Origin of the sequence: Enterovirga sp. GCM10030262, assembly GCF_042666435.1 — a bacterium.
Taxonomy (GTDB): domain Bacteria; phylum Pseudomonadota; class Alphaproteobacteria; order Sphingomonadales; family Sphingomonadaceae; genus Allosphingosinicella.
Window position 1 is genome coordinate 625,775 of sequence record NZ_JBHTDC010000002.1, and the last position, 21,833, is coordinate 647,607.

Consider the following 21,833-nt stretch of genomic DNA (forward strand, 5'->3'; position numbering starts at 1 on the left):
TCCGGCACCCCCCAAGCTGCCACTGGACCCTAGCAACCGTGCCCCATTTCTCCCCTTCGCGTACCGCCGGAGCGGCCTTTGCCGCCGCTTTGCTGTTCCTCGCCGCCTGCTCGCCCGAAAAGCAAAGCGAGGCCCCCAAGGCGGCTTCGACCGAGCGGATGGTGGCGCCGGTCCTCCTCACCGAGGATGCGAAGGATATTCACAGCTATGCGCGGCCGGAAATCGCGAGGGTGACCCACGTCGCGCTGGACCTGGTCACCGATTTCGACGCCAGGCGGATCGGCGGCACGGCGACTCTCGATATCCAGGCGGCCGAGGGCGCCCGCGAGATCATCCTCGACACCAAGGGCCTCGAAATCCATTCGGTGACCAATGCCGAAGGCCAGCCATTGCCCTGGAAGCTTGGGCCCGCGGACGAGAATCTCGGCGCTCCGCTCATTGTCCAGCTGAACGGCGCCGACCAGATCCGCATCGCCTACAAGAGCGCGCCCGACGCGGCGGCGCTGCAATGGCTGAGCCCCGCCCAGACGGCCGGCAAGAAATATCCGTTCCTGTTCAGCCAGGGCCAGGCGATCCTCAACCGCACCTGGATCCCGACCCAGGACAGCCCCGGCATCCGCCAGACCTGGGAGGCGCGGATCGTCGTTCCGGCGCCGCTCAAGGCGGTGATGAGCGGCCGCAACCTCATGCCCGAGGGCGAGGAAGTGGAGGGCGACGGCCGCGCCTTCCATTTCGAGATGGACAAGCCGGTCGCGCCCTATCTGATCGCGCTCGCCGTCGGCGACATCGCCTTCCAGTCGCTCGGGCCCCGCACCGGCGTCTATGCCGAGCCGTCGATGCTGAAGGCCGCGGCCAACGAGCTCGCCGACACCGAGAAGATGATCGACGCCGCGGAATCGCTCTACGGCCCCTATCGCTGGGAGAGGTACGACATGATCGTGCTGCCGCCCTCCTTCCCGTTCGGCGGCATGGAAAATCCGCGGCTCACCTTCCTGACGCCGACCATGATCGCCGGCGACCGCAGCCTGGTCTCGCTGATCGCGCACGAATTGGCGCATAGCTGGTCGGGCAACCTCGTCACCAACGCGACCTGGGCGGATTTCTGGCTCAACGAGGGATTCACCTCCTATATCGAGGGCCGCATCATGGAGCGGCTCTACGGTCCCGAGCGCGCCGCCCAGCTCGTCGAGCTCGGCTGGGAGGATCTGAACGCCGAGATCGAGGCGATGGAGGGCGGCATGGACTCGCCCGATTCCCGCCTCCACATCGATCTGGAAGGCCGCAATCCGGACGACGGCATGAGCGGCGTCCCGTATGACAAGGGCGCCGCCTTGCTCCGCACGATCGAAGCCGCCGTCGGACGGGAACGGTTCGACGCCTGGCTGCGCGGCTATTTCGACCGGCACGCCTTTCAGCCGATGACGACCAGCCTCTTCCTCGAGGATCTGCGCACGCACCTCATCCAGGGCAACGAGACGCTGGAAGCCAAGCTCGACCTGCAGGAATGGATTTACGAGCCGGGCATTCCGGACAATGCAATGGTCCTGCGCTCGCGCGGCTTCCGCGATGTGGACGCGGCGGCGCAAGGTTTCGGCACCGGCGCGCCGGTGGCATCTTTGGGCTTTCCCAAGTGGAACAGCGCCCAGCGCGTCCGCTTCCTGAACGCGCTGCCGCGCGCGCTCCCCCCGGAGCGGCTGGCGGAGCTGGACACGACCTTCGGCCTCTCCCGCTCGACCAACAGCGAAGTGCTGTTCGCCTGGCTTCGCCTCGCGATCGCCAACCGCTACGAACCGGCCGTGCCCGCCCTCGAGCGATTCCTCACCAGCATGGGCCGGCGCAAGTTCGTCGAACCTTTGTTCGAGGCCTTGCTGGCCGAAGATGAATGGGGCCGGCCGATCGCGGAGCGCATCTACGCCCGGGCGCGGCCGACCTACCATGCGGTCACCAGCGGCACCATCGACGCGCTGATGGAAGCGGAGCCGGAAGAGGAAGAGACCGCGGCACGCTAACGTTTGGCCATCGATCGATGGCCGGCCGGCGCCGCATCGCCGGGACGGGATTCAGCTTGGTTTCCAACGGCCTGTCCAAAGCGCCGCGAGCGGTCGCGCGGCGTGGCCCGCGCGGAATTCGGCGCGCTCTTAATACTCCATCAAAACTCTGCGGTTAGTGGAATAGCTCCGATCGGTTGCATTGGATGCCCATGAGTCACCCTCCTGTTTCCGCAGATGCAGCGCCCGCCGGGGACGCTGAGAATGAAATGCCGGAGGCGGAGCTTCCCTGCGACGACGGCAACGATCGTTTGCGCGAAGCCCATCTCAAGAATGGCCAGGCCGAGACGACGGCTTTGTTCGCGCCTTATTTCGCGCTCGCCGGCCTCAGCGCGGCCTTGCTCGTCGCCTGGTCGATGGCCGAGCATGGCCGGATCGCCCATATCGTCCTCTGGCTCGCCGCCGTCTCCGCCATTTACTGGTGGCGATATCGCAAGGCGATCGAGGCGGGCACCTCCGCCGGCAGCCGCAGCGCGCGGGCGCAGTCGGAATGGCGCCCGGTGCTGGAGGCGGTCGGGCTGGCCGCAATCTGGTCGTCGCTCCCGGTCTATGCCTTCGCCAACCATCCGGCGGGCGTCCAGGTCGTCATCGCCGGCGCGATGGGCGCGCTTATTATCGCCGCGATCGCGCTTTCCGCCGTTCCGGCCGCGTCAATGGCGTGGATTTCGACGATGACGCTCGCTTTGTGCGTCGCTTACTGGTTCGGCAGCCCGTCCATCGATCCGGCGCTGGCCATCACCATCATCGGCTTCGCCGCCATCGCGATCGTCGGCGTCGCCCGCCTCACCCGCTGGACCTATGCCCAGCTGCGGGACATGGCCAAGGTTCGCACCCAGGCCGAATCGGTCCGTTTGCTGCTGCGCGAATATGAGCATCGCGGTGTCGGCTGGCTGTGGCAGGTCGATCACGAGAATCGCGTCGTCTATATTTCGTCGCGCATGACCTCGCTGCTCGGCCGCTCGACCAGCCAGCTGATCGGCCATTCGCTTCCCGCCTCGCTCGGCGGCAACAGCGCGCTTGGCCGCACTTTGCTCGCCCGCCAGCCCTTCGCCAATCTGGAAATGGAATTGCGGACCCGCCGCGGCGCGCGCTGGATCAGCCTCGCCGGCGATCCGATCATCGACATGGCCGGCCAGTTCCAGGGCTTCCGCGGCGTCGGCTCGGACATCACCGAGGTCAGGAAGACCCAGGAGCGCCTGACCAACCTCGCCAATATGGACGTGCTGTCGGGCCTGCCCAATCGCGGCCGCGTCCGCCAGTTGCTCGGCGAGGCGCTCTCGACCGCGCAGGCCACCAACGTCCCCTGCGCGATCATGTTTCTCGATCTGGACGGCTTCAAGCCGGTCAACGACACGTTCGGCCATCCCAAGGGCGACGCCGTGCTGAAGGGCGTGGCCCAGCGGCTGGTCAAGGAGGTCGGCGCCAGCGGCCATGTCGGCCGGATGGGCGGCGACGAGTTCGCCATCGTCATCCGCGATGCCCAGGGTCGCAAGACCATCGAGAATCTGGCCGCCCGCCTGATCGAGTCGGTCGCGCGGCCCTATCATATCGACAAGGTCGAGATCCGCATCGGGGTCAGCATCGGCTGCGCCTACGGCCCAATCGATGGGCAGAGCGTCGATGACCTCATCCAGAAGGCCGACATGGCGCTCTATCAGGCCAAGGGCCAGGGACGCGGCACCTGCTGCTATTTCAACGACGACATGCGTAGCGTCGCCGAGCACAAATTGAAGCTGGAGCAGGATCTGTCCAACGCCATCTCCGCCGGACAGTTGAGGCTCCTCTATCAGCCGCTGATCAACGCTTCGGATCAGGCCCTGGTCGGGTTCGAGGCTCTGATCCGCTGGCACCACCCGACCCGCGGCATCGTGCCCCCCAACGACTTCATCCCGCTCGCCGAGGAAACCGGCCTCATCATGCAGCTCGGCGACTGGGTAATCCAGGAAGCGTGCCGCGCCGCTTCGACCTGGCCCGAGCATATCAGCGTCGCCGTCAACCTCTCCGCGCGCCAGTTGGTGATGCCGGCGCTCCCGGCGACGGTCAGCGCCGCCCTTTCCAAATATCGGGTCCAGGCCAACCGGCTCGAGCTGGAAGTGACCGAGACGGTGTTCTTGGACGATTCGGAAGGCTCGCTCGACGTGCTCAAGCGCCTGCGCGGCTTGGGGGTCGGCATCGCGCTCGACGATTTCGGCACCGGCTATTCATCGCTCGGCTATTTGAACAAGGCGGTCTTCCACAAATTGAAGATCGACGGCAGCTTCGTCCGCGAAGCGGCGACCAACAAGGAGACGGTGGCGATCATCCAGTCGATCGTCCAGCTCGCCAAGAGCTTCCGCATGACCATCACCGCCGAAGGGGTCGAGACGGCCGACGATTTCACCCGGATGCGCGACCTGGGCTGCAACCAGATCCAGGGCTATCTTTTCGGCCGCCCGATGGACTTCGACCGCGCCAGCGAACTGGTCCACGGCATCCAGAGCAAGATGACGGCGTAACCGTAGCCCCGGCCTCGGCCGGGGTTACGATTACGCTTCTTCCAGGCTCTTCATCCGGGCGATCTTCTCGCGCCACACCAGAGGCGCGAGGTGGTGGACGCTCTGGCCGTCGCTGTCGACGGCGACCGTCACCGGCATGTCCTTGACCTCGAATTCGTAGATCGCCTCCATGCCGAGGTCTGCGAAGCCGACGACCTTGCTGCCCTTGATCGCGCGCGCGACGAGATAGGCGGCGCCCCCGACGGCCATCAGATAGGCCGATTTGTGTTCGCGTATCGCCTCGATCGCCATGGGGCCGCGCTCGGCCTTGCCGACCATGGCGAGCAGGCCCTGCTCCAGCATCATCCGCGTGAACTTGTCCATGCGCGTCGCGGTGGTGGGGCCGGCCGGGCCGACCACCTCTTCGCCGACCGGATCGACCGGGCCGACATAATAAATGACGCGGCCGGCGAACTCGACGGGGAGAGGCTCGCCCCGGTCGAGCATGTCCTTGATCCGCTTGTGCGCCGCGTCACGCCCGGTCAGCATCTTGCCATTGAGGAGCAGCCGGTCGCCATGCTTCCAGCTCCGCACCGCCTGTGGCGTCAGCGCGTCGAGATCGACCCGGATCGCGGCCTTGTCCGGCGTCCAGTTGACGTCCGGCCAGTCGGCGAGGTTCGGCGTCTCCAGAAAAGCGGGGCCGGAGCCGTCGAGCGTGAAATGGGCGTGGCGGGTGGCGGCGCAATTGGGAATCATCGCCACCGGTTTCGACGCCGCATGGGTCGGCCAGTCGAGGATCTTGACGTCGAGGATGGTGGAAAGCCCGCCCAGCCCTTGCGCGCCGATGCCGAGCGCGTTGACCTTGTCGAACAATTCGATCCTCAGTTCCTCGATCTTCGTTTGCGGCCCGCGCGCCTTCAATTGCGCCATGTCGATCGCACCCATCAGGCTTTCCTTGGCGAGCAGCATCGCCTTTTCGGCCGTGCCGCCGATGCCGATGCCCAGCATTCCCGGCGGGCACCAGCCGGCGCCCATTTGCGGCACCATCTCCAGCACCCAGTCGACGATCGAGTCCGACGGGTTCAGCATCTTGAACTTGGACTTGTTCTCGGAGCCGCCGCCCTTGGCCGCGACGTCGATCGAGACCGTGTTGCCCGGGACCATCTCGACGTGGAGCACCGAGGGCGTGTTGTCCTTCGTGTTGACGCGACCGAACGCCGGATCGGCGAGGATCGAGGCGCGGAGCGGATTCTCCGGATGACGATAGGCCCGCCGCACACCTTCATCGATCACCGCCTGAAGGCTCTTGTCCGACTCCAGCCGGCAATCCTGCCCCCATTTCACGAAGACGGTGACGATGCCCGTATCCTGGCAGATCGGCCGATGTCCCTCAGCGCACATCCGGCTGTTGGTCAATATCTGCGCGATCGCATCCTTCGCCGCCGGCGACTGCTCGGCCTTGTAGGCGTCGCCCAGCGCCCGGATATAATCCATCGGGTGGTAGTAGGAGATATATTGAAGGGCATCGGCGACGCTCTCGACGAGGTCGCTCTCACGAATGGTGGTGGTCAAGGTCCGTATCCCGCTGCAGGAATGTCGGCGTGGCTATTAGCGGGTGGGGCCGCGCGGAGCAAAGGCCCTCCGCCTGCCCGCATGAAAGTCATGCCGGGTTCCACTCCTCGACCATTCTGCCCAGCACCTCGATCGGGACCGGACCCGATTTCAGCACAAGATCGTGGAAGGCGCGTACGTCGAACCTGTCGCCAAGCCTTGACCGCGCCGCCTCGCGAAGTTCCACGATGGCATTGGCGCCGACCATGAAGCTGCACGCCTGGCCGGGATAGACGCAATAGCGGTCGATCTCGCGCTCGGCGGGGGCGCGGGGCTCGCCGGCATGGTCGACCATCCAGGAGACCGCCTGCTCGCGCGTCCAGCGCTGGTGGTGGAGGCCGGTGTCGACGACGATCCGCGCCGCGCGGAACAGCTGCGACTGGACGAGGCCGATGCGGCCGGCGGAATCGGCCTCATAGGCGCCGAGCTCGTCCGCCACCTGTTCGGCATAGAGAGCCCAGCCTTCGGTGTAGGCGGAGAAGCCGACCAGCCGGCGATGGAGCGGCAGCGTGGCGGCGGTGTCGAGCACGGCGTGCTGGAAATGGTGGCCGGGAATGCCTTCGTGATGCGTCAAGGTCGGCAGGCGCCATAAAGGATGGTCGTGCGTACGCTTGAGGTTCAGCGAATAGACGCCCGGCTCCCCCGGCGCGCCGGGGCTGTAGAAGGCGCCGGGCGAGCTGTCCTCGATCGCCACCGGCGTGCGCCGCACCACGATCGGCGCCGCCGCGACGGTGCCGAAGGCGCGCGGCAGCCGGGCGGAGATGGCGTCGAGCTGGCGCTCGGCGGCGGCGATCAGGCGAGCGCGCCCGGCATCGTCGTCGGAGACGAGGAAGCGCGGGTCTTTGTTGAACGCCTGGATGCGCGCGCCGACCGATCCCGAGGTGAGCCCCTGCTCCGCCAGCATCGAATCGAGCTCGGAAGACAGCCGCGCCACCTGATCGAGGCCCTGCCGGTGCAGCGCGCCGGGATCGACCGGCATCGTCGTGTTGGAGCGCAGCGCGGAGCGGTAATAAGCGTCGCCATCGGGGAGCGCCCACACGCCGGCCGTCTCCGGAGCCGTCGGCCGCCGAGCCTCCAGCGCCGCGATCTGGCGCGTCAGCGCCGGCGCGACCGATTGGGCGAAGACGCTTTCGGCCCGCGCCGCGAGTGCGCTCTTGTCGGCCGCGCGGGCGACCGCCGAAGCAATCAAGGGATTCTCGGCCGCCGGCGAATCGCGCAGGCCGGCAATCTGCCGGACGGTCCGATCGATGATGAAGCCGGGCGGCACGATCCCCGCAGCGGCGTCTCTTCGGATGCGGTCCGTCTCCTGGTCGAGCGCTGCCCCCAGCGCCGCCAGCCTCGCGTAATAAGCCTCGACGTCGCCGGCGCTTTCGAGCGGATGACGCGCGCCGATAAAGCCCGGCAGCCAGTAATAAGCGCCGTTCATCTGGCTGACGACATAGGGGCTGGGGCGGAGGTTCAGGTCGACATAGCCGTAGCGGCCGAGCAGGTCGCCGAGCGAATCGTAGACGAACGCCGCCACGTCATGGTCGATGCGGGCGGCGGGAGAGAGGCGGGCGCGGTCGATCCCCGCCAGTTCGCGCTTCGCCACGGCAATTGCGGCGCCATCGCGCGCCACGCGCTCGGCCGAGCGGTCGCGAAGCTGCCCCCGGAGGCCGGCGAGGGCGCCGACGTCGAGCGACTGGCCGGTGGCGGCTTCCGGGGCGGAGCGCAGATAGAGGTCGGCGTGACGTGCCAGCAGATCGGCGAGGCGCCGGTCCTCGCCGGCCTCGCTTTGGGCGACGGCGGCGAAGGGCAGCGCGGCGGCCATCGCGCCGCTCAGCAGGACGGCGCGGCGGGTGATCGTCAAAGGCATTTTTCTCCTTCCCGGTTTCGTCGCAGCATCGGCGATGGCGGCGCGGATCGCAAACCCGAAAAGACCCCTCTTGCGCTCCCCGCCGCCGCCGCCGAAGGTGCCGGGCGTATCGGGCGGGAGGGGCGAGTGGTTCAGCGCAAATTGCTATCGAAGCTGGCTTTGGCGCCGATCCTCCTCGCTTTCGCCGGCCCGGCGGCGGCGCAGGAGGCTCCGCCGCCGCCGGCGGTGACGGACAGCGCCTCCGAGCGGCTGCGGGACCTGCTGGCGCGAGCCGAGCGGGCGGAAAGGCTGCGGGAGCCGCTCAGCACGCCCCGCCCCGGCGAGACGTTGGACCTGCCGGCCTTCGTCGACCCGCTGAGCGACGCCTATGCCCGCCATCTCGAGGCCGACACCCGCGCAGCATGGGCGGCGCTCCAGGCGATCGATCCTGCTCGGCTCTCATCCATCGAGCGCATCCAGTACGACGTCCTGCGCTACCGCACGGCGCGGACGCTCCATTTGTTCGACACCGGCCTGTCCGAGGTCGGCCGGCAGGCCGCGCTCAACCCGTCCTTCGGCCTCCACGTCGCCTTGCCCGATTTCGTCGCCGGCGGCGGCGCCCGCTTCGAGAGCGACGCGGATTACGAGCGCGGCCTCGCCCGCCTCGAAGGCTTCGCTTCCTATCTCGAGAATGTCGTGGCGCAGCTCCGGCGCGGAGTCGCCGCCGGTCGCGTCCAGCCGCGGATCATCGTCGAGAATGTGCTGGCCCAGGTCGACGCGATGCTGGCGCTCCCCGTCGAGGAGAGCCCGTTCCTGGCCGCGACCCGGAAATTTCCCGACGCCATGGCGCCCGCCGAGCGCGCCCGCTTCGCCGCCGCCTATCGCGAAAAAGTCGAGAACAAAGTCTATCCCGGCTATCGCCTCTGGAAGACTTATCTATCCGAAACCTACCTGCCGCTGGCCACGGCCGCCCCCGGCCGTTCGGCGATGAAGGACGGCGCCGCGCTCTATGCCGCCGAGCTCGCCCGCCATACGACGACCGACATGAGCGCCGAGGCGATCCACAGCCTCGGCCTCGGCGAAGTCGCGCGGATCCGCGCCGACATGGAAGCGACCAGGCAAAAGATCGGCTTCGACGGCGACCTCAAGGCCTTCTTCGAACATGTCCGGACGAACCCCAAATTCTATTACACCCGGCCCGAGGATTTGATCGCCCATTTCGAGGCGATCGAGGCGCGGATCAGGGACAAGCTGCCGACGCTCTTCCACGCCGTGCCCAAGGCGGCCTTCGAGGTGCGGCCGCTGCCGGCGATCGGCGAGCAGCGCGGCACCGGCTATTACCGCTCCGGCCCGGCGGATGCCTCGGGTCCCGGCATCCTCTTCTTCAACATGGCGATGCTCGACACCCGGCCGATCCCGACCCTGGAGACGCTGACCCTGCACGAAGGGCTCCCCGGCCACCATTTCCAGCTGTCGCTGGTGCAGGAGGATGCGGGCCTGCCGCCCTTGCTCCGCTTCGGCGGCTCGACCGCCTACACCGAAGGCTGGGGCCTCTATTCCGAATCGCTCGGCCGCGATCTCGGCCTGTTCGACGACCCGTATCAATGGTTCGGCCGTCTCGACATGGAGATGCTCCGCGCCGTCCGGCTGGTCGTCGACACCGGCCTCCACGCCAAAGGATGGGGCCGCCAGCAGGCGATCGACTATATGCTCGCCAACACCTCGATGGCGCCCGGCGACGTGGTGGTCGAGATCGACCGCTACATCGCCTGGCCTGGCCAGGCGACCGCCTACAAGATCGGCGGACTGAAGCTCCAGGCGTTGCGCGAGCGCTCCGATCTGGCGCTTGGCCCCGCCTTCGACATCCGCGATTTCCACCAGCAGGTCCTCGACACCGGCGCCCTGCCGCTCGACGTACTGGAGGGGAAGATCGACCGCTGGCTGGCGGAGGCGGCCCGGTAAGCTAAGTGCCCTAGGTCAATCGGACGCTCGGAGCGATCGGGGCATGGAACGTCCGCATTCGGGCCATTGCGGACATTCGCACACGGTGCGATCTTGGCAAGGATGCAGCTTCGGGATGAAAGACTTGAATCGGCGTAAATTGATGGGTGCTATCGCGCTCGGCCTGCTACTGTTACTCGGCTGGGCAAGCCGCTCCGTGCTGGAGCTTTCCAAAGACGATTGGGGGGCATGGTGGAAATTGGCTTATGTCATCGCCGTGTGCGCTGCCCTCTTTGCCGCCTTCTACGACCGGAAGAATTTTCCGGAGAAGACGTGGGACTTCAATCCAAAGCGCGGCCTTCTCTATTTCTTTCTCGGATGGATCATCTTCCCTGTGATGATTGGCATCGAGGCCATATCCGGAACAGACTTCACCTTGAGCCGAATGGTGCTGGGAACTCTAGCTCTATCAGTTCTGGTGGGCATCGCTGGAACGTTCACCGAAAACGTCGGGGTCTGAGCTACCGAATGTCCGCTTTCCATCCATTGCGGACACCGGGCCGAGCATGCCCGTTGGAGATCAAGAGGGGTACATGCCTGAGGAGCTTGAGAGGGGAAAAGTTCGGGCGCGGCGGATTCCGCTGTGGGGTTGCGCCCTCTTTGTCGCCGTCTTGGCTCTTGGCCTGTATGCCCTGTACCGCCTTGCGATCTGGCTAGGCTTCGCTTGGTCCGGCAGTCTCCTCTTAGTTGCCGCCGTGATGGGTCTCTTCGTGTACGGGCTCTATCGGTTCGCAATATGGCTGGGCTTCGCGGCGACCAGCGATCGAGGCGGCGAAGGCTAAGGTCCGCTTTCGACCCATTGCGGACGTTCGGGGAGGCTGTAGGCTCTCCGAATGAAGCTATATCTGGTCGCGCCGAAACTTGCTGACAACTCAGACAATGCGGCGGAGGGTGCCCGGCTTCGCGCATGTAACGAAATTATTGCCGAGCTCATATGTCGTCACGTTTCGACCGATCCGGCATTGTTCGGGATGAGGGATGTCAATGACAACTCAGACCCGCCCGTCGAACTAGGGACGCGCTACGGCTGCGCCGACACCGTCCGGCTTGCCGATCCGAACATGCTTCGAGAGATACTCGTGGCTTGTGGCGATCCGAACAGTGGCGAGTGGATACTCATCCGCTCTCTCGTGACGTGCCGGACGGTGGTTTTTGGCTATGACGGTCAGGCGTTCGTATGCCTTCCCAGCGACGCTGACCCGATCGTATCGCCGGACGAGACGCTCGTTACGGTCGAAGAGTGTTCGCATCTGCTGACCGAAACGGATTGGGTGGATGGCTTGAGCGGAAACTGACGAATGTCCGCCTTCCACCCATTGCGGACACAAGCTCAAAATCTTTCCACCCTCTCAATCCCGATCCGGCGCGCCGCCGGGGAAGAAGGGGCGATAGGGCCGCGCCTCGTCGATGCAGCGCTGGAAGGCGGGGCGGGCTTTCAGGCGCTCGCGATAGGCGGCAACGGCGGGGAAGCGGCCGGCCAGCGGGTGGCTCCAGTCGGCATAGAAGAGGAAGGGGCCGGCGGCGCAGTCGGCGAGGCTGAAATCATCGCCCGCCCCCCACTCGCGGCCCGCCATGCGCGACTCCAGCCAGGCATAGGCCTTGTCGAGCATCGCCCGCGCCTCGGCGACGCCGCGCGGGTCCCGCTCCGCTTCGGGGCGGAGCAAGTCGGCGACCAGCTTCTGCTGCGGCGTCGCGACATAATTGTCGAAGAAGCGGTCGAGCCTCCGCACCTCCAGCGCCGCGTCGGCATCGTCGGGGATCAGCCGCACCGGACCGGAATGGTGGACATGGAGATATTCGATGATGCTCGTCGCCTCGGGCACGACACCCTCGCCCTCGCGTAGCAATGGAAACTTGCCGATCGGCCAGATCTGCGTCAGCTCCTCCCACGCCGCGTTGCCCGGCTCCAGCATCCGGAATTCGAACGGGATGCCATTCTCGTAAAGGGCGGTGATCGCCTTTTGGCAATAAGAGGAGAAGGGATGGGCGAAGAGCTCGATCGTCATGTCTGAATCCCCTCTGCCTTCTTTTCCCGGCGAAAGCCGGGATCCAGTCCCGCCCCGCCCGCTGGACCCCGGCCTCCGCCGGGAACGGCGACCCGAGGCACCGCGCCGCCTTGCTTGTGACCCTGAAATGGCACCGGGCGCAAGGCGCTCCCGCAAAGCGCGGAAATCCGCCAATGCGACGAGTTGAAGGGTTAAATTTCGCTGAACACCCTTGCATCGGAATCCAGTTCAGGCACTATGGGTTGTGGCGCTGCCAAGGGGGTAACGCTAGACGTTGTAGGCGCTGGCCGCGGACCCTATATTCGCGGGAGAGGCTTTTCGTGCCCTGTGGATATCGGGGACAAGCCGAAATTAGCGCCCCGCCCCCATGGAAAAGCGCCTAGGCTCGGGATAATCGCCGAGTCGAACGGAACAAGAACAGGGGATGAAGCGATGGACCTTTCAGGCAGCGGCGAAGTGGGAAACGAAGACATGGCGACCATTCTCGAAGCGGCTCCGAAGGCGAAGGCGGCCCGGCCCGCCGCCGATTCGAAATCGATCAGGCCGCAGCTCTTCCCGGTCGAGATCGACCATAGCCGCGACGCCCTGCTGACCGATTTCGGCAAGGAGACGCTGAAGGACCGCTATCTGCTGCCCGGCGAATCCTACCAGGACCTGTTCGTCCGCGTCGCCTCGGCCTATGCCGACGACGCCGAGCACGCCCAGCGCGTCTACGATTACATCTCGAAGCTCTGGTTCATGCCGTCGACCCCGGTGCTGTCGAACGGCGGCACCGGGCGCGGTCTGCCCATCTCCTGCTATCTGAACAGCGTCCCCGACAGCCTCGAAGGCATCGTCGAGACCTGGAACGAGAATGTCTGGCTGGCCTCGCGCGGCGGCGGCATCGGCACTTATTGGGGCAGCGTCCGCGGCATCGGCGAGCCGGTGGGCCTCAATGGCAAGACCTCGGGCATCATCCCGTTCGTGCGCGTCATGGATTCGCTCACCCTCGCGATCAGCCAGGGTTCGCTTCGCCGCGGCTCGGCCGCCTGCTACCTCGACATCTCGCACCCCGAGATCGAGGAGTTCCTCGAAATCCGCAAGCCCAGCGGCGACTTCAACCGCAAGGCCTTGAACCTCCATCACGGCGTTCTCGTCACCGACGAGTTCATGGAAGCCGTCCGCGCCGGCGACGAATGGGCGCTGCGCAGCCCCAAGGACGGGTCCGAGCGCGCCAAGGTCGACGCGCGCTCGCTCTTCCAGAAGCTGGTCGAGACCCGCCTCGCGACCGGCGAGCCCTACATCATCTTCATCGACCAGGTGAACCGGTCGATGCCCAAGCATCACCGCGACCTCGGGCTCAAGGTCTCGACCTCGAACCTGTGCTCCGAGATCACGCTGCCCACCGGCCGCGACCATCTGGGCAACGATCGCACCGCCGTCTGCTGCCTCTCGTCGCTCAATCTCGAAACCTGGGACCAGTGGAACGGCGACAAGCAGTTCATCGAGGACGTGATGCGCTTCCTCGACAATGTGCTGACCGACTATATCGAGCGCGCGCCCGAGGAGATGGCGCGGGCCAAGTACAGCGCGGAGCGCGAGCGCTCGGTCGGCCTCGGCGTGATGGGCTTCCACTCCTTCCTCCAGGCGCGCGGCCTCCCCTTCGAGGGCGCCATGGCGAAGAGTTGGAACCTCAAAATCTTCAAGCACATCGCCGCCCAGGCGCAGGAAGCCTCGATGCAATTGGCAGTCGAGCGCGGACCCTGCCCCGACGCCGCCGACCAGGGCGTGATGGAGCGCTTTTCCTGCAAGATGGCGATCGCGCCGACCGCTTCGATCAGCATCATCTGCGGCGGCACCTCGGCCTGCATCGAGCCGATCCCGGGCAACGTCTACACCCACAAGACGCTGAGCGGCTCCTTCTCGATCCGCAACCCGCATTTGGAGGCTCTGCTCAAGGACAAGTCGAAGAATTCGGAGAGCGTCTGGAACTCGATCCTGGAGCAGGGCGGCTCGGTCCAGCATCTCGATTTCCTCAGCCCCGAGGAAAAGGACACCTACAAGACCAGCTTCGAGATCGACCAGCGCTGGCTCTTGGAGCTCGCCGCCGACCGCACGCCCTATATCGACCAGGCGACGAGCCTCAACCTGTTCATCCCGGCCGACGTCGAGAAATGGGACCTGCTGATGCTCCACTTCCGCGCCTGGGAGCTCGGCATCAAGTCGCTTTACTATCTCCGCTCCAAGTCGGTGCAGCGCGCCGGCTTCGCGGGCGGGGTCGAGGCCGACAACACGCCCGATCTGAAACAGATCGAGCTCGAAACGACGGATTATGACGAGTGCCTGGCATGCCAGTGACGGGTGTCATTGGACCAAGACATGCTTTTGGCCTGCCAGTGTTCGCGGGCCTGTCCTCCCCGAGCGGGGGGATGAAGCCCGTGCCTTATCTCCCTTCGGCACGGGCGATGGACGGGGGACGAGACGGCTTTGGTTTGGCTCCGGCGGCTTGCTTTCGCCGCCATGGCGCCCTGTGCCGCGCCGCGTCCCCCGTCTTTTTGAAGCCAGGGACCGCGGGATGAACCGTCCCGCCGCCCGCCGCGCCCCGGCCGCCCTCGCGGCTGTGCTGCTGCTGGCCGCCTGTGCGACCCAGTCTTCGGCGGGGGTCGAGGCGGAAGCGCCGGGCTTCCTGCTCGGCCTCTGGCACGGCTTCATCTTCCCGGTGGCGTGGGTAATCTCGCTCTTCATGCCCGACGCCGCGGTCTATGCGGTGCCGAACAATGGCGGCTGGTACGATTTCGGCTATTTCATCGGCGTTGTCTTTTTGGGTGTCGGTGCCCGCAAGAGCCATGTCGTCTACCGCGAGCGCATCGTGCGGGTGAGAGGGTGATGAGGCTGCGAACCTCGCCGCCTTTGTCGCGCCAAACGGTGGCGCGCTCGCGCCAGCTTCGCCGGGGGATGACGCCGGCCGAGCCGGCGTTGCGGGCGGGCATCCGCAAGAGCTTCCCTGACAAGCACTTTCGCTATCAGGCACCGATCGGCCCATATTATGCCGATGTCGTTTGCCACGGCGCCCGGCTGGTCATCGAAGTGGATGGCAGCCAGCACCATGAGGCGGCGACTTACGATGGCGAGCGGACTGCCTTCCTCGAAAACCAAGGCTATCGCGTCCTGCGCTTCTGGAACAACCAGGTCCTGCGCGAACTTGACGGCGTCCTCGCCGCCATCGCCGCCGCTTTCCCTTCCCCCCTTGCGGGGGAAGGTGGCGCGCAGCGCCGGATGGGGGGTGCGCGACGAAGTCGCGCGCGGACCTCCGGTCCGCACCCCCTCCCCAGCCCTCCCCTCAAGGGGGAGGGCTTTGATGGTCAACCTCCGGTTGGAGTTAATTAGATGTCCCTCACCGAAGCCCGCAAGCAGTATAAGCCCTTCGAATATCCCTGGGCGTTCGATTTCTGGAAGCGCCAGCAGCAGATCCACTGGATGCCCGAGGAGGTGCCGCTGGGCGAGGATTGCCGCGACTGGGCGCAAAAGCTGACCGACCACGAGCGCAACCTGCTGACCCAGATCTTCCGCTTCTTCACCCAGGCCGACGTCGAGGTGCAGGATTGCTACCACGACAAATATGGCCGCGTGTTCAAGCCGACCGAGGTGAAGATGATGCTGACCGCGTTCAGCAACATGGAGACGGTCCACATCGCCGCCTACAGCCACCTCCTCGACACGATCGGCATGCCCGAGAGCGAGTACGGCATGTTCCTCCAATATAAGGAGATGAAGGACAAGCACGACTATCTCGCCACCTTCGGAGTCGATTCCGACGAGGACATCGCCCGCACATTGGCCATGTTCGGCGGCTTCACCGAAGGCTTGCAGCTTTTCGCCAGCTTCGCGATGCTGATGAACTTCCCGCGCTTCAACAAGATGAAGGGCATGGGCCAGATCGTCTCGTGGAGCGTCCGCGACGAGTCCCTCCATTGCGAGGGCATCACCAAGCTGTTCCACGCCTTCTGCGCCGAGCGCGACTGCCTGACGGCCGCGGTCAAGAGCGACATACGCGACGTCTGCCACACCACGGTCGGGCTCGAGGACGCGTTCATCGACCTGGCGTTCGAGCAGGGCCCGGTCCCCGGCATGACGCCCAAGGAGATCAAGAAGTACATCCGCTACATCGCTGACTGGCGGCTGGGGCAGCTTGGCCTCAAGCCGATGTTCATGATCGACGATCACCCCCTCCCCTGGCTCGCGCCTTTGCTCAACGGCGTCGAGCACGCCAACTTCTTCGAAACCCGCGCCACGGAATATTCGAAGGCCGCGACAAGGGGGAATTGGGGCGAAGTCTGGGACAATTTCGACCGCCGCAAGCAGGCCAAGGCGAACGACACCGTCGAGGAAGAAGGCGGCGACGATATGTTCACGCGGGCGGGCGTGGCTGCGGAGTAGCGTTCTTAATTGACACCCGTTCTGGTCTCTATATGTTCCATGTGCCCAACTAGGGAGATTGGCATGGCTAGCTACTACGTGAATGACGACGCTCAGACGAACGGGGATCATGAAGTGCATGTGCCGAGTTGCAGCTTCTTCCCCTCTCAGCGAACCTATCTGGGAGAGTATGATAGCTGTAAGCCAGCTGTAACTAAGGCAAAGGAGTACTATTCACAGTCCAATGGCTGCTATTGGTGCTGCAATTCCTGCCACACAAGTTAACGAATCCAAATAGTCGGCTCCGCAAACGGGGAGAGATCAGATGCACGGCAGGGCAACAGTGCAACGCTTGCCTGTATGCAGAAATGTGAAGATGGAGTGTCAGGACAATCTCGCTTTCATGCGCCCCTTGCCGGACGGAATGATGCATCTGATTGTCACGTCGCCGCCTTACAATATCGGAAAACGCTACGAGCGCCGGTCGCCGCTCGACGCCTATATTCAGGCGCAAGCTCAGGTTATCTCGGAATGTGCCCGTTTGCTCAGCGATCGTGGCTCCCTATGCTGGCAGGTCGGCAATCACGTCGATAATGGCGAGATATTCCCGCTCGACATCTACCTTTATCCGATTTTCCGTGAGCATGGCCTGAAGCTTCGCAACCGGATCGTCTGGCATTTCGAGCATGGGCTCCACTGCTCGAAACGATTTTCCGGGCGTTATGAGACGATCCTTTGGTTCACCAAATCCGACGATTACATCTTCAACCTCGATCCGGTGCGTGTGCCCTCGAAATATCCTGGAAAGAAGTATTTCAAAGGCCCGAAAGCTGGTCAGCTTTCTGGAAATCCTCTTGGTAAGAACCCCGGCGACATCTGGCTTATACCGAACGTCAAGCACAACCATGTCGAAAAGACGTCGCACCCCTGCCAGTTCCCGGTAGAATTGGTGGAGCGGCTGGTCCTTTCAATGACAAATGACGGCGACAACGTTTTTGATCCCTACATGGGCGTGGGCTCCAGCGTCGTGGCTGCCGTCAAGAATGGCCGCTGTGGCTATGGCTGCGACATAGACAAGGAATACGTGAATACTGCCTGGGAGCGCGTGCATCTTCAGCGGGCTGGCCTTCTAAAGACCCGACCTATGGGTAAGCCGGTTTACGATCCGAAACTGCCGAACGGTGGTCATTGATGAAGATCGCAACCTACTATTCGCATCTGAATGGGTACGAGTTCCTCAAGGTTCACAAGCCGAAGCTGTGGAAGGAAATCGTCGACGCCATCAAAGCGGTCGATGCTGAGGCGTGCAAGACAAAGGTCAGCCGCGAGGTAAGGACTAAGGATAAACTGCTCTTCTCGCCAATCGCCATGAACAAGTGCGTGGACGCCGAGCTTGCGAGCCGTGGCTGGTCTGAGGAGCGAACGTCGTATTGGGTAACGGCGGACGCCAAGCTAATTCGACGGACCCTCAACCTCACTCCAGCGGAGCAGAAGGCCGAGATCGAAGCCGCAGGCCAGCAGGCCTTCCTCTCGTACAATCAGACTGATTTCGTGAAGGACCGCGTGGCTGTCGAGGTGCAATTCGGCAAGTACGCGTTCGTGGCCTACGACCTTTTTGTGAAGCACATGGCCTTCTACGTCGGCGACAAGATCGACGTGGGGATTGAAGTGTTGCCAATGAAGTCGCTGCAAACGCAGATGTCTTCGGGCGTCGGCTATTACGAAGGCGAACTGTACAATTTAATTCGCGAGGGTCGTGGCGTGCCAGCGGTTCCACTCGTGCTGGTAGGAGTTACGGAATGACCGCTAAGTCGCACGAGATCATTTATCTGGCCTGCCCATACTCACACCCAAATATGGATGTGAGAGTTGCGCGGTTCGAGGCGTCGGCCCACGCCGCAGCAGATCTGATCCACCGGGGTAGGTTCGTATACAGCCCAATTACGATGACGCATCCTATCGATTTGGTCATGGCCGCAGAGGGCGAAACGATGGGATCGGACTACTGGTGCGACTTCGACGAAGCTTTCATGCGCGTCTGTAGCGAAATGATCATTCTAGCGATTCCAGGATGGGATCAGAGCCGCGGCATCCAACGAGAAGCAAAATTCTTTGCCGCCCATGGGAAGCCCGTTCGTTATCTAATCCCGGCGTCTGATGGGTCATATACAATTGCCGACTCGTTGGACCAGCACGACGATGGCGGTAAGCGCGAGGCCGCCTGTTAGGGGAGCTAGGTAGCTGTATCGGAGACTGTCACGATATCGCCCCTTGTTATAGCGGTAACCCGCCAAGCCGAGCAGTACGAACATCGCCAAGATAAAGGTATCGAAGCAAAAATCGTTCCTAGAGATGAGCCAAAGCCAAAGGAAATAGATCGCCCAAACTGCGGTTATTACAAGCCCGCGATCCGAGTTTGGAGCCCCGATTAGCCCCTGCCAATAGAGTCTCCAAAGCGGTGTATCTTCAGTCGCCTTGTACCATTCGCGATGCCAATAAGCGGTAAGAAAATCCCACACCATGTAAATGCCGAACGTAATAGCGTGCAGTGCAAGCCAAAAGTACGGAAATTTTGACGTCAGAAGCAAAAATAGGTATAGAAACACCAATGCTATATCTATGAAATACCTAGGAAATTCGAACAGACGCTTAGTTGAGATCGATAGAAGGTATCCCTCCCAGCTCAAAACGGTAGCCGTCAGCGCAGCCCCCAAACGAAAGAGCTGCTCCCATTCCTGGTAGTTGGGTGCCCTTCCCTCATCGACCCAGGGCATCTGAACAACTGTCGCCGCGAAACCTACACTGATAGCAATCGCAAACCAGCGTCGCATGAAATCTTCACGAGTGGACGCAAGCTTTTCTAGGCGCTCTTGTGGGATCGGCACGGCCATTTCACTCCCCCTGTCTTAACGGCAGTAAACTAGCCTTGCGTTTCTAGAAGCGCCACCCTCCGCACCTCCCTATGATCGAGTTCGTATCGTCTTGTGAGCGGAAACGACGGCAGCCCGGCTTCGCGCCGGATGGTCCAGAGTTCGTAGGTCGGCATCAGCTGGTCGGGGCATCTCCGCGCCCGCAATAAAATCCATTTTCCTACAGCGCACCAAATGGGATAAATGGCTCGCTCCTACGAATCACGGGAGCGAAAATCATGAAGCCCATCGCACGAGAAATGAGTGTCGAGGAGTTCGACGCCTGGGCGGCGGCGAGCGACCGCGAGGAGGCGGTTGCCAAGGCGGCGGACGAGGAGGGCGGTCCGCGCCTGTCGCTGGTGCCGCCGACAGATCAAAACATCGCCTGGCCGACCGACCTGCTGCCGCCTGCCGGGGAAAGCGTCCCCGACGCGGCCCCCGGCGAGCCGCCGGTCGCGGCCACGCCGTTCGACGGCGTTCCGCTGGAGGACAGCCGCAAGCGGCTCGCCGGCTGGAGCGCCGAGCGCCAGCGCCTTTTCCTGACCTGCCTCGCCGAAACCGGTTCGGTTCATCTCGCCAGCGCTACCGCGCGGCTGACGGCGCGCTCGGCCTACCGGCTTCGCGCCCGCTCGCCGGCTTTCGCCGCGGCCTGGGACACGGCGGACCAGCTCGCGGTCGGCCGGCTCTCCGCGCTCGCCTTCGATCGCGCCATTCACGGGCGGGTCGAGCAGGTCTGGCAAGGGGGCGAGCTCGTCGCGGAGAAACGGGCGCCCAGCGACAAGCTGCTGATGTGGCTGCTGGCCCGGCTCGATCCGCGCCGCTTCGCCGCCCCGTGGGAGCTGCGCAAGGATTCCACCGCCGATCCCCAGGCCGAAGCCCGGCAGGCCTTCCCGGCGCTGCTCGAAGCGCTGGCCGACCTGGCGGCGGACTGAGCCGGCAATCGCCATGGCCAGTGCGAACATTGGTGACCATTCGCGGACCTGCGGCATGTCGGCCTCCTCCTCGGTCGATGGCGGAAAAGCGCCGCACCGCGCGAGAGGAGCGCGGTCCAGCCCGTCTGACCTATCTCGGCGCTATGGCGTCTCGGAACGCCGCGTCGGGGAGGAACGGGCTCAGCTCAGCGCATCAGCCCCGCCGATTTCAGCGCCTTCTCGATCACCGCCTGAACCTCGTTCGCGGGCTCCGGCCGCGCCACGGAACGCGCGACGCCGGCCCCTCTGGCTTTGGCCGGGGGCTTGCGAACCGGCGCCTCCGCCACCGCCGGGGCGATGCCGAAGAAGGCGGCGATGCGGTCGGTGGAGCTCAGGCCCACGTCCAGCATGTGCGCGCCCGCCTCGCCCGACTGGCCCTCGCCGGTGCCGGGATCGAGCGGGATGCCGTGGGCCATGCCGGCGATCCGATATTCCTCGATCAGCGCCGTCCCGTCCTTGCCTTCCCACATGCGGCGGGGATGGCCGCCCGCTTCGTCGGCGCGGGTCGGTTCGGGTGGGAGGCCGTGGAGGTCGGTCCATTGCAGCACGATCGCGTCGGCGTTGCTGGGGACGACGGTCGTGTCCGCGCTCCCCTGCCACACCTGCACGCGAGGCCACGGCCCCTTGTGCGGGCTTGCGCGGCGCACCCGGGCGCCCAGCTCCGCCGCGTCGCTCCGCGCCCGGCCGCCCATGCAGTCGAACGCTTCGGCGACTCCGCTGGCGCAGCCATAAGCGACGCCGGCGATGATCGCACCGGCCGCGAACATCTCCGGATACGCGGCGAGCATCACCGAGGCCATCGCCCCGCCGGCGCTGAGGCCGGTGACGAAGATGCGCTCCCGGTCGATGGCGTGCGCTTTGGCCATCGCGTCGATCATCGAGCGGATCGACGCCGCCTCGCCCATGCCGCGCTGGGCGTCGTTGCCCGAAAACCAGTTGAAGCAGAGCAGAGGATTGTTGGCGCGGACCTGCTCTGGAAAGAGCAGGATGAAGCCGTGCCGGTCGGCCAGCCGCGACCAGCCCGATCCCTGGTCGTAGACCGCGGCATTCTGGGTGCAGCCGTGGAGGATGACGACGAGGGGCGCGGGGCCCGTCAGCCCCTCGGGCACGTAATAGCGGCCAAGCAGGTTGCCGGGATTGTTCGGGATCGCATCAAGGTCGGACAGGCGGTCCGCCGTTTCCGACGCGGGCGCGAACCCGGGCGCGCCCTTGCGGCTCCGGCCGATCCGGAGGGCTGGTCTGATTCTCGGCATAGGATCCTCCCGCCGAGCCCGGAACGGGTGGCGTCTCATCCCCAACCCTTTGCCACGCATTTTGTTGCAGTGCAGCATGAATGCGACAGGCGGATTTGGTTTCGGCGCCGCCTTGTCCTATACCGGCCGCATGACCCAACCCACCACTCTGGAACGCGCCTTCGCCCTCGCCCGCTCGGGCGATTACGCCACCGTCAACGACATACGCCTGAAGCTCAAGAGCGAGCGTCTCGATCAGGTCGACGCCCATCTCGCCGGCCCCGCTTTGGCCCGCCAGCTCCGCCGCCTCTGCGAGGAAGCCCGCCGCGCCCGCGCCGCCTGAAGCGCCGCC

Annotated in this window: 20 protein-coding genes; 15 read left to right on the forward strand and 5 right to left on the reverse strand. The window is 64.7% G+C overall.

Annotated elements, in window-relative coordinates; genetic code table 11:
• Positions 1-38: 38 nt before the first annotated feature.
• Positions 39-2,009: a M1 family metallopeptidase gene (locus tag ACFQRC_RS12280; protein ID WP_379961627.1), complete on the forward strand. Its 1,971-nt coding sequence runs from the start codon at positions 39-41 to the stop codon at positions 2,007-2,009.
• A gap of 248 nt (positions 2,010-2,257) precedes the next feature.
• Positions 2,258-4,543 (forward strand): putative bifunctional diguanylate cyclase/phosphodiesterase, encoded by a 2,286-nt coding sequence (locus tag ACFQRC_RS12285; RefSeq protein WP_379961629.1) that lies wholly within the window; start codon positions 2,258-2,260, stop codon positions 4,541-4,543.
• A 30-nt stretch (positions 4,544-4,573) separates the two neighbouring features.
• Here ACFQRC_RS12285 and ACFQRC_RS12290 read toward each other — a convergent pair whose 3' ends face one another.
• Together ACFQRC_RS12290 and ACFQRC_RS12295 are read right to left on the reverse strand one after the other, a co-directional pair.
• On the reverse strand, positions 4,574-6,103 hold the full coding sequence (locus ACFQRC_RS12290) for a fumarate hydratase (RefSeq protein WP_379962426.1): 1,530 nt from the start codon (positions 6,101-6,103) through the stop codon (positions 4,574-4,576).
• 79 nt (positions 6,104-6,182) lie between these two features.
• Complete coding sequence (locus ACFQRC_RS12295) at positions 6,183-7,988, reverse strand: DUF885 domain-containing protein (protein WP_379961631.1); 1,806 nt, start codon at positions 7,986-7,988, stop codon at positions 6,183-6,185.
• A gap of 126 nt (positions 7,989-8,114) precedes the next feature.
• Here ACFQRC_RS12295 and ACFQRC_RS12300 point away from each other — a divergent pair, with 126 nt between their 5' ends.
• From ACFQRC_RS12300 to ACFQRC_RS12315, 4 genes are all read left to right on the forward strand, one after another.
• Entirely contained in the window at positions 8,115-9,929 is a 1,815-nt protein-coding gene (locus tag ACFQRC_RS12300; protein ID WP_379961633.1) for a DUF885 domain-containing protein, read from the forward strand.
• Between the two features lie 115 nt (positions 9,930-10,044).
• Positions 10,045-10,428, forward strand: a complete 384-nt coding sequence (locus ACFQRC_RS12305; protein WP_379961635.1) for a hypothetical protein — start codon at positions 10,045-10,047, stop codon at positions 10,426-10,428.
• 73 nt (positions 10,429-10,501) lie between these two features.
• Positions 10,502-10,750, forward strand: coding sequence for a hypothetical protein (locus ACFQRC_RS12310; protein ID WP_379961637.1), 249 nt, complete (start codon positions 10,502-10,504; stop codon positions 10,748-10,750).
• A gap of 51 nt (positions 10,751-10,801) precedes the next feature.
• Positions 10,802-11,263, forward strand: a complete 462-nt coding sequence (locus ACFQRC_RS12315) for a hypothetical protein (protein ID WP_379961639.1) — start codon at positions 10,802-10,804, stop codon at positions 11,261-11,263.
• Between the two features lie 54 nt (positions 11,264-11,317).
• Here the strand turns inward: ACFQRC_RS12315 and ACFQRC_RS12320 are convergent, their stop codons facing one another.
• Positions 11,318-11,974 carry a glutathione S-transferase family protein gene (locus tag ACFQRC_RS12320; RefSeq protein ID WP_379961641.1) on the reverse strand — a complete coding sequence of 219 codons (657 nt, stop codon included), beginning with the start codon at positions 11,972-11,974 and terminating at the stop codon, positions 11,318-11,320.
• Between the two features lie 471 nt (positions 11,975-12,445).
• Between ACFQRC_RS12320 and ACFQRC_RS12325 the strand changes: the two genes are divergently transcribed.
• From ACFQRC_RS12325 to ACFQRC_RS12355, 7 genes are all read left to right on the forward strand, one after another.
• A complete protein-coding gene (locus ACFQRC_RS12325; protein WP_379961643.1) occupies positions 12,446-14,311 on the forward strand; it encodes a ribonucleoside-diphosphate reductase subunit alpha in 1,866 nt (621 codons plus the stop codon).
• A 217-nt stretch (positions 14,312-14,528) separates the two neighbouring features.
• Entirely contained in the window at positions 14,529-14,840 is a 312-nt protein-coding gene (locus tag ACFQRC_RS12330) for a hypothetical protein (RefSeq protein WP_379961645.1), read from the forward strand.
• A complete protein-coding gene (locus ACFQRC_RS12335; RefSeq protein ID WP_379961647.1) occupies positions 14,840-15,340 on the forward strand; it encodes an endonuclease domain-containing protein in 501 nt (166 codons plus the stop codon). Before ACFQRC_RS12330 ends, ACFQRC_RS12335 begins: the two co-directional genes overlap by 1 nt.
• The gene (locus ACFQRC_RS12340) at positions 15,341-16,390 is read left to right on the forward strand and encodes a ribonucleotide-diphosphate reductase subunit beta (RefSeq protein ID WP_379961649.1); all 1,050 of its coding nucleotides are present in this window, start codon (positions 15,341-15,343) and stop codon (positions 16,388-16,390) included.
• Between the two features lie 304 nt (positions 16,391-16,694).
• Positions 16,695-17,561, forward strand: coding sequence for a DNA-methyltransferase (locus tag ACFQRC_RS12345; protein WP_379961651.1), 867 nt, complete (start codon positions 16,695-16,697; stop codon positions 17,559-17,561).
• Positions 17,561-18,172, forward strand: coding sequence for a BglII/BstYI family type II restriction endonuclease (locus ACFQRC_RS12350; protein ID WP_379961653.1), 612 nt, complete (start codon positions 17,561-17,563; stop codon positions 18,170-18,172). Before ACFQRC_RS12345 ends, ACFQRC_RS12350 begins: the two co-directional genes overlap by 1 nt.
• Positions 18,169-18,597: a DUF1937 family protein gene (locus ACFQRC_RS12355; RefSeq protein WP_379961655.1), complete on the forward strand. Its 429-nt coding sequence runs from the start codon at positions 18,169-18,171 to the stop codon at positions 18,595-18,597. The genes ACFQRC_RS12350 and ACFQRC_RS12355 overlap by 4 nt, the downstream gene beginning before the upstream one ends.
• On the opposite strand, the gene ACFQRC_RS12360 is transcribed toward ACFQRC_RS12355, so the two are convergent.
• Complete coding sequence (locus ACFQRC_RS12360; RefSeq protein ID WP_379961657.1) at positions 18,532-19,260, reverse strand: hypothetical protein; 729 nt, start codon at positions 19,258-19,260, stop codon at positions 18,532-18,534. The genes ACFQRC_RS12355 and ACFQRC_RS12360 overlap by 66 nt on opposite strands.
• Positions 19,261-19,517: 257 nt before the next feature.
• Between ACFQRC_RS12360 and ACFQRC_RS12365 the strand changes: the two genes are divergently transcribed.
• Positions 19,518-20,210, forward strand: coding sequence for a hypothetical protein (locus ACFQRC_RS12365; RefSeq protein WP_379961659.1), 693 nt, complete (start codon positions 19,518-19,520; stop codon positions 20,208-20,210).
• Positions 20,211-20,395: 185 nt separating this feature from the next.
• Here the strand turns inward: ACFQRC_RS12365 and ACFQRC_RS12370 are convergent, their stop codons facing one another.
• Entirely contained in the window at positions 20,396-21,502 is a 1,107-nt protein-coding gene (locus ACFQRC_RS12370) for an alpha/beta hydrolase family esterase (protein ID WP_379961661.1), read from the reverse strand.
• A 76-nt stretch (positions 21,503-21,578) separates the two neighbouring features.
• Between ACFQRC_RS12370 and ACFQRC_RS12375 the strand changes: the two genes are divergently transcribed.
• Complete coding sequence (locus ACFQRC_RS12375) at positions 21,579-21,824, forward strand: hypothetical protein (protein WP_379961663.1); 246 nt, start codon at positions 21,579-21,581, stop codon at positions 21,822-21,824.
• The last annotated feature ends 9 nt before the right edge of the window (positions 21,825-21,833 follow it).